General features: G+C 71.2%; 2 protein-coding genes. Both read left to right on the forward strand.

Translation table 11 applies throughout. The annotated features are described in order from the left end of the window. A partial coding sequence (locus tag AC1D15_RS29405; RefSeq protein ID WP_477828803.1) for an oxidoreductase occupies positions 1–821 on the forward strand: 821 nt, incomplete at its 5' end. 57 nt (positions 822–878) lie between these two features. Then, positions 879–1829: a ketopantoate reductase family protein gene (locus AC1D15_RS29410; RefSeq protein ID WP_477828804.1), complete on the forward strand. Its 951-nt coding sequence runs from the start codon at positions 879–881 to the stop codon at positions 1827–1829. Positions 1830–1970: the final 141 nt, after the last annotated feature.

Raw genomic sequence — 1970 nt, forward strand, 5'->3', positions numbered from 1 at the left:
TCACCGGCGCGGCCCGCGGCATCGGCGCACGCATCGTCGAAGCAGCCCTCGCGCAGGGCGACGCCGTCGTCGCGACCTCGCGCGATGCCACGTCGCTGCAGCAGCGCTTCGGCGCGCAGCCCGGCCTGCTGGCGCTCGCGCTCGACGTCACGTCCGAGGCGCAGGCCGCGGCCGCCGCCGAGGCTGCGCTGGCCCGCTTCGGCCGCATCGACATCCTGGTCAACAACGCCGGCTACGGCCTGCTCGGCGCGGTCGAGGAGGCCAGCGCCGACGAAGTGCGCCGCCTCTACGACACCAACGTGTTCGGGCTGCTGAACGTCACGCGTGCCGTGCTGCCGTCGATGCGCACGCGCCGCCGCGGCCACGTGATCAACATCTCGTCGCTCGGCGGCTACCGCTCGGGCGCCGGCTTCGGTGTCTACTGCTCGACCAAGTTCGCCGTCGAAGGCCTGACCGAGGCACTGCACGCCGAGCTGCAACCGCTGGGCATCCATGCCACCGTGGTCGAGCCCGGCTACTTCCGCACCGAGTTCCTCGAAGGCTCGTCGCTGGTGGTTTCGCCGCGCGTCCTCGACGACTACGCGCCGAGCTCGGGCCAGGTGCGCGAGGCCGCGAAGCGCATCAGCCTGAACCAGCCGGGCGATCCGCTGCGCCTGGCGCAGGCGATGCTCGCGCTGGTGGAATCGGCGACGCCGCCACTGCGCTTGCCGCTGGGCACCGACACGCTGCAGACGATCCGCGACAAGCACGCCTTCGTCGAGCGCGAGACGGCGGCGTGGGAGCGGCTGTCGGCGTCGACCGATTTCCCGAAAGGCACCTGAGCGGCACCCGGGCGGCACTTGTCGGACACTGCGGCCTTCGCCACCCCGAAGGCCGCCATGGACCGCTCTCCCGCCACCCCCTGGACCGTCGCCGTGATGGGCGCCGGCGCCGTCGGCTGCTACTTCGGCGGCATGCTGGCGCGCGCCGGCCACCGCGTGACGCTGATCGCGCGGCCGCAGCATGTGGAAGCCATCGCGCGCGACGGCCTGCGCATGCAGACGCGCAGCTTCGACGAGCACGTCCGCCTGCAGGCGAGCACMGATGTCGCGGCCGTGCAGGGCGCGCAGCTGGTGCTGTTCTGCGTGAAGTCCACCGACACCGAATCGGCCGCCGAGGCAATGCGCCCGCACCTGTCGCCCGGGGCCCTGGTGCTGACGCTGCAGAACGGCGTCGACAACGACGAGCGCGTGCGCAGCGTGCTGTCGTCGAACGAGGTGGCGGCCAGCGTCGTCTACGTGGCCACCGAGATGGCCGGCCCGGGGCACCTGCTGCACCATGGCCGAGGCGACCTGGTGATCGCGCCCAACAGCGTCGCGTCGAACCTCGTCGAGGTGCTGGCTGCCGCCGGCGTGCCGGCAACGATCTCCGACAACGTGCGCGGCGCGCTGTGGGCCAAGCTGATCCTGAACTGCGCCTACAACGCGATTTCGGCGATCGGGCGTGTGCCGTACGGCCGCTTCGTCGACCACCCCGGCGTACCGCAGGTGATGCGCGACGTGGTGGCCGAATGCCTGGCGGTGGCGCAGGCCGAAGGCGTTCAGGTGCCCGGCGACGTGTGGGCGATGGTGCGCGGGCTGGCCGCGACGATGCCGGGCCAGTTCTCGTCGACCGCGCAAGACGTGATGCGCGGCAAGCCGAGCGAGATCGACCACCTGAACGGGCTGGTCGTGCGGCGCGGTGAACGGCACGGCGTGCCGACGCCGGTCAACCGCGTGCTGCACACGCTGGTCACGCTGATCGAGGCCGAGGCTCGATCAGCGGCGGAACTCAGCTCGCGAGCTGCTTGAACTTCGGATTGCGGACCACGTCTTCGATCAGCTTCTGCACGGCCGGGCCGAAGGCCTGGGCCWCTTCCTGGCAGGCCTTGTCGGCGATGAAGCTGCCGGAGAACGGGAACTTCGACTGTGTCGAGAAGCTTTCGTTGCGGG

Source organism: Rhizobacter sp. P2_H2, assembly GCF_056403375.1.